Consider the following 5,998-nt stretch of genomic DNA (forward strand, 5'->3'; position numbering starts at 1 on the left):
AAGTAATAGTTATTTACTCCTACCAATTTAGCTGAGCGACGTATTCCGTTCGTAATTAAATATTTGTCAAGAATAATTTCGGGACTAACCTTGGCAATACCCGGAATAATTTTTTTAATACTCTCTACATCCGCCAAACGAAGACCTGGCGAAAATTTTGGTTTATTAGCCGAAACGGTGGTTGCCTGTAAATTCTCTTCCGTTTGCTCAACTACGGGGCTAATCACAATATTATTTACCCCAATTAAACGGATTTGATCCAAGATTTCTTGCTGGGCTCCGGCCCCAATGCCTAACATGGCAATCACTGCGGCCACTCCAAAAATGATACCGAGTGCGGTAAGCATAGAACGCAGCTTATTGGCTAAAACTGCTTCTAGTGCTAACGAGAAGTTGGCGAGTATCTTCTCAGTCATTACCCCGGTCGGTTAGAGGCTTGGGTTCTTCCTCCAGATAAGCAATGGGCTTGTCTTCGGCATTATTCGGGACAGACAAAAATACTTCATCGTTTTCTTCCAACCCCTGAGCTACTACGACCATATCGTTACCTTTGGTTCCCAGATTTATCTGCTGCTTTATGGTAGATAGTCCATTTTTCTTGAAAACGTAGGTGAGTGAATCACCCTGACTATGAATAGCTTCTAATGGAACCAGCAACACATCTTCAATATAGTTAGTGATAATAGCATTACTGGTAGTCATGGCTGGGCGCAGCGTAGTATCATTTTCATTTACTTCTACGGTTACCTCAAATACCTTAGCATCGCTATTTGGCCGCTGCTCTCCAATGTTTGCCACCTTAGTTACCTTGCCGGTTAATTTTTTATCCGGGAAAGCATCCAAACCAATTTCTACTTCTTGGCCACTTGTTACCCGGCTAATATCTACTTCGTTCACATAGGTTCGGGAGATCATAGAAGTTAGGTCGGGCAAGGTAGCAACCCGTGGGTCCCAAGTGCGAATTTGCGACCCCTTTCCCTTTTTACTTCCATCCCAATCCCGAACGTAGATAACCATACCATTTTCGGGAGCAGTTATGGTGAGTTCTCGTAGCAGCCTTTGTAACTTCTCTAAGTCTCGCTGATCGTCGAGAAGCTTGGTAGAAGATTGTGCCATTTCGGATACACTCTTCCGGCGTAATAACAGATACTCCTGTTTACCCTGCTCCAGTGCCCGCTCGGCCTTTTCAGAATCTAGCTCATTTTGTTTAATGGTTGCCGGAGGCTCAAACTTTGATTGTTCTAGTACTAGCCTCTTTTGCTCTAGATCATATTGAAGATTAATTATTTTATCCCGCTGTTCTCGTAAAGTAATTGCGGTATCAATTTGAGTTTGCTCATACTTATTCATGCTTTCTTCAACCTCTAACTCTTCTTCTCGAATTTTATCCATCAGTTCAGAAGCATCAAGTCTAGCGACCATATCGCCCTTTTTCACTACTGTACCTTCGGATACAATATCATCGATATTCACCTGATATATTCGAGCTTGAGGTAACCCGTTAGGCCCCATGATTTGCACTGAGTTTTTTGCCTCTAGTTCTCCAGTAACGGTTACATCAACTTGTAGATCGTCGCGTTTCACTTTGGCGATAAGATCAACTCCTTCTTCTGCGCTTGCTTCACCGAAGAAAATAAAGTAGCCCGCAATTAGTACGACTACGATAGCCAGGGGAATTCCAACTTTTTTTAACATAGGTATGAGAGGTTATTGTATTTAATACTTCTAATTGACACTTAGCTAACTGCTGAATCAACTTGATTGCGGGTTATACTTTCGTTTATCTTATCGGTTTCAATTAATCCATCTTTCAAACGAATGATCCGGTGGGCGTAATGGGCAATATCATCCTCGTGTGTCACCATAATAATGGTGTTTCCCTGGTCGTGCAAATCCTGAAAGAGGTCCATTACATCGTAGGAGGTTTTGGTATCCAGGTTTCCCGTTGGCTCATCGGCCAAAATAATGCTTGGATTGTTGATGAGTGCCCGGGCAATCGCTACCCGCTGCCGCTGCCCCCCCGAAAGCTCGTTGGGTTTATGGTATGCTCGATCGCCTAAGCCTACACTGTTCAGTACTTCCATTGCCCGATCGTGGCGATCAGCCTTACCAATTCCGGCGTAGATGAGCGGCAAGGCTACGTTATCCAGCGCTGTAGAGCGAGGTAGCAAATTAAATGTTTGGAAGACAAAGCCGATTTCTTTATTACGGATGGTAGCCAGATCACTCTCGGAGAGATCGCTTACATTATTATCATTTAATATATAAGTACCTGAAGTAGGAGTATCTAAGCAGCCGACAATATTCATCAGGGTAGATTTTCCCGAGCCGGAAGGCCCCATAAAGGCTACGTACTCTCCCCGGTTTACTTGAATTGAAATATCCTGTAAGGCATGCACCTTTTCCCCTCCCATGCGGTAGATCTTCGCAATGTTCTGGGTTTCAATGATCGAACTCATAGGTAGGAATAGGTAAAAGTGTAAGATTAGCGACGTTTAAGAAAGCAACATAAACGAATAACGTTCGTCATCGCACGCTATTTCCTCGTGAACTAGGAAATTACGAATTTTTTATTCCCCTTAGACCTTTTTCACATTATTTAACAAATTGATATGAGAGTATTGAGATTACTTAAGTATCTAGTCAATTTACTCTTTACGTTTTTTTGAGCGCATTAATACTAGGAACTACAACACTTTGTACGATTACTAAACAACCCGAGCGGCAATTACTAGGGCTAAACCTACTACGAAGAAAGCGAACATAGCGTAAATTAGTTGTTGAGTTTTAGAGGGGGCTTCGGCAAATTCTCTCCATACAAAAACACCCCAGGCAGCGGCTACCATTGTGGCTCCTTGCCCTAGCCCATAGGAAATGGCAAACCCAGCTTGCTCGGAAGCTAGCATACTAAATGACATGCCTATACACCAAATAACTCCGCCCAGTATCCCAATTAGATGCAGTCGAACATTTCCCTTTGAAAAATAGTCGCTAAAAGTTACTCGCTCACCTTTCAGCGGACGATACATAAAAATTGTGTTCCAAATAAAATTAGAAAGAAAGATGCCAACTGAAAATACAAATACGGCAGTATAAGGGGTCATGAGTCCAGCTTGCGGATATTCAAAATCAGTAGCCACCGAAGCCGCTACAAACCGAAAGAAAAATCCCATAAGTACACCCGCAATAATTGATAGCCACAAGCCTTTGTTAGAAACTGCTTTTCCTTGTTCCTTCTGGCGATAGGCTAGTGCATCTAGCACAATGGCTATCATAACCAATAACACTCCTCCGAATAACATCCAAGGATTACCTACCGGAACCGCCACGTAGTTAATAATTACGCCCAACACTAGTGCTAAACCAATACCCACTGGAAATGCTACCGCCATTCCGGCAATATCAATCGCTGCTACCAACAGTAGATTAGCGATATTAAATACTACCCCGCCAATAAAGGCTGATCGAAGGGCAGCACTCTCGGCCTGCTGCAAATCTTCCCAAAAACTACGGCCTAATTCTCCGCTGCTACCGATGGTTAAACCAAATATTAGAGATAGCAGCACTATGCCCAGCGTGTAATCCCAGTAGAATAGTTGAAATGGCCACTTTTGAGTAGCTAGTTTTTGCGTATTTGCCCAGGAACCCCAGCAGAGCATGGTGATGATTAACAGAATAACCGCCGTAGCATACGATTGAATGATTAACATAACGAATCGGATTTATTTGGCTTGTTGTTCTATCTTCCGAAACATATCACCGAAGATTTTATCTCGGTTCAGATAGGTGACTGTTCGGTATAGTGGACGACGGTTGTCGAAGCTATAGGTTTTTTCATCGGTCAAAATAGGCGTAGCACGTAATTCGCTCTGGAACCAGTTTGGGTTAATAGCGTAGGCTACCGCCGATATATCCCATACTACCTTAGACCAAGCATACTCGTCGGCATCTACTTCTGTAGGATACTGGCTAAAGATTTCTAGTAAGTAGTCGCCAATATCTCCTTGTCCCTTCAAATATTTTTCGGCTTCAGGAATTGATAATAAAAGATGAGAAGTGACAGGCTGGGTAGGTATTTGCACCAGTGGTACACCCGAATCGAACATCACTTGGGAAGATAGTACATCTTGCTTTAAATTAAACTCGTTAGCCGACGGCCAGTTGAGCCCCTTGCCACCTAACCATACTACTACAATCTTTTCTCTAATACTTGGTTCCATTAAAATTGCTGACGCTACATTGGTAGGTGCTCCCAAGGTAAGCACATACAGCGGTTCATCCGAACTCATAGCTCGATCAATTAAATCCTGAGCCGCCTCACTTTCCACCGGTTCCTCAGTGTTTAACAAAAATTCATTGGAACCTCGGTAGACGAACCCTTCAACCGGGGTTTGGGTACGTTTCAGTAGTCGCAAAATTTCCTCATAGCTCTTCTCCATTCCTTCTCCGGCACTTTTGGAGCGATGATTTTTAAACGGAGCGGCGTAGATGGCTTCTACCGTAAGTTGTTCTGGTGAGAATAAAGCGTATACTACAGCAAACTGGTCGTCAATTTCATTATAAGTGTCCGTGTCAATTACGACTCTTAGTGGAGTTTCAGGTGGAGAGAGTCGATCAATACGTTGAGCGACCGGTAGTAACGGAAACTGTTGAGCAAAAACGGGAATAGAAAATAATAATAGCCCAGTGGCAAGAAAATTACGCAGCATATAGGTTGTGTATTGGTAAATAGACCTTAGCAATATACAAAAAAGCTGGAGAGATTATACTTCTACAATGCGCTCAGTACTGGCCTAGAGGCTTTGGTCGCCCAAATCAACTACTTGCACATTGTTTTTGGCATTAGCCAGAATAAACTGCCGCTTCGGATAAGAAAGCTGATTTAGTTGATCTAACAACTCGGACATGTACACTTTATAATCCTCTTGAAGTTCTTCCCGAATCGGTTCGGAAGACGGCATTTCTAATGAGAGGGCATCTACTGGCTTTCCGTTTTTCCAGATACGATAATCGAGGTGCGGTCCGGTGGAAATTCCGGTACTCCCTACGTAGCCAATTATATCTCCTTGCTCTACTTTTTTACCCCGGCGTACTCCTTCAGCATATTTAGAAAGGTGCATATATCCGGTGGTATACGTGCCATTGTGCTTAATCTTCACAAAGTTTCCGGCTCCGCCACTGTAGTGGGCTTTTGTTACTACACCATCACCAACGGCTCGCACGGGAGTTCCAGTAGGAGCGGCATAGTCGATCCCGTAGTGCGGACGGCGTATCTTCAGTACCGGATGTAATCGGCTGTGAGAAAAGCGAGAGCTAATGCGAGAATAACGCAAAGGTGCTTTCAAAAAAGCTTTTCGCAGGCTGTTTCCTTTCTCATCAAAGTATTCTTCTTTTCCCTGCTGATCGTAGTAAAAAGCGTAATAGTCTTCTTCGGTTCGCTCAAAATGTGCCGCTAGTATTTTTCCCACTCCTACTGCTTGACCTCTAATTTGAATTTCTTCGTAGATAAGTTTGAACCGATCTCCCTTCTGCACTTTAAATAAATCTAGCTGCCAAGCGTATAGCTCAGCCAGCGTTGCCGCAAGTTCGGGCTTAGCCCCATTGTCCTGGAGGGTTTGATAAATAGAGTAGTCAATAATTCCGGCAAATTCCTTTGTTAGCGTATCTATCTCATGCTGTCCTTTGTAAATATTAACCGAATCGGTCAAGTCGAAAACTACGTACTCCAAATTAGAAGGCTCGTAAATGAAGTACTGAGCCGTAACGGCCGAATCTTGACTACAGAGTAATGTATAGTCCCGGTTTTCTCGGATTTTTCGCACATCAAACACTTGACGAGACTGCTTAGCTAAACGGTCTATAATTCCGTAAGATACGTTATGGTTAAGTAATATCTGCGATAAGAACTGGTTAGGCTTTACTGTAGCTTCCACTACTTTAAAACTATCTACCTCTATTCCGTAAAGGAAATGGGGTTCTGATTCTACTAATTCAGAAA

The 5,998-nt window shown here is 43.1% G+C and carries 6 protein-coding genes; all 6 read right to left on the bottom strand.

All coding sequences use genetic code 11. The features are described 5' to 3' along the window. Positions 1-416: ABC transporter permease (locus tag WBA23_RS00155; protein ID WP_424580201.1), on the bottom strand; the 416-nt coding region annotated here is incomplete at its 3' end. Next, positions 409-1,695, bottom strand: coding sequence for an efflux RND transporter periplasmic adaptor subunit (locus WBA23_RS00160; RefSeq protein ID WP_424580202.1), 1,287 nt, complete (start codon positions 1,693-1,695; stop codon positions 409-411). The genes WBA23_RS00160 and WBA23_RS00155, both read right to left, overlap by 8 nt. A gap of 41 nt (positions 1,696-1,736) precedes the next feature. Continuing rightward, positions 1,737-2,459, bottom strand: coding sequence for an ABC transporter ATP-binding protein (locus WBA23_RS00165; protein WP_424580203.1), 723 nt, complete (start codon positions 2,457-2,459; stop codon positions 1,737-1,739). Positions 2,460-2,708: 249 nt separating this feature from the next. Further along, the gene (locus WBA23_RS00170) at positions 2,709-3,710 is read right to left on the bottom strand and encodes a multidrug DMT transporter permease (RefSeq protein ID WP_424580204.1); all 1,002 of its coding nucleotides are present in this window, start codon (positions 3,708-3,710) and stop codon (positions 2,709-2,711) included. 12 nt (positions 3,711-3,722) lie between these two features. Further along, on the bottom strand, positions 3,723-4,709 hold the full coding sequence (locus WBA23_RS00175; RefSeq protein ID WP_424580205.1) for a nucleoside hydrolase: 987 nt from the start codon (positions 4,707-4,709) through the stop codon (positions 3,723-3,725). Positions 4,710-4,793: 84 nt separating this feature from the next. Then, positions 4,794-5,998, bottom strand: a 1,205-nt coding sequence (locus WBA23_RS00180; protein WP_424580206.1) for a M23 family metallopeptidase, incomplete at its 5' end; no start/stop codon positions are given.

Origin of the sequence: Tunicatimonas sp. (assembly GCF_049647865.1) — a bacterium.
GTDB lineage: Bacteria > Bacteroidota > Bacteroidia > Cytophagales > Cyclobacteriaceae > Tunicatimonas.

Excerpts from the sequence above, each read along its gene's own strand:
- WBA23_RS00160 (WP_424580202.1), bottom strand. The coding sequence starts at position 1,695 with ATGTTAAAAAAAGTTGGAATTCCCCTGGCTATCGTAGTCGTACTAATT.
- WBA23_RS00165 (WP_424580203.1), bottom strand. The coding sequence starts at position 2,459 with ATGAGTTCGATCATTGAAACCCAGAACATTGCGAAGATCTACCGCATG.
- WBA23_RS00170 (WP_424580204.1), bottom strand. The coding sequence starts at position 3,710 with ATGTTAATCATTCAATCGTATGCTACGGCGGTTATTCTGTTAATCATC.
- WBA23_RS00175 (WP_424580205.1), bottom strand. The coding sequence starts at position 4,709 with ATGCTGCGTAATTTTCTTGCCACTGGGCTATTATTATTTTCTATTCCC.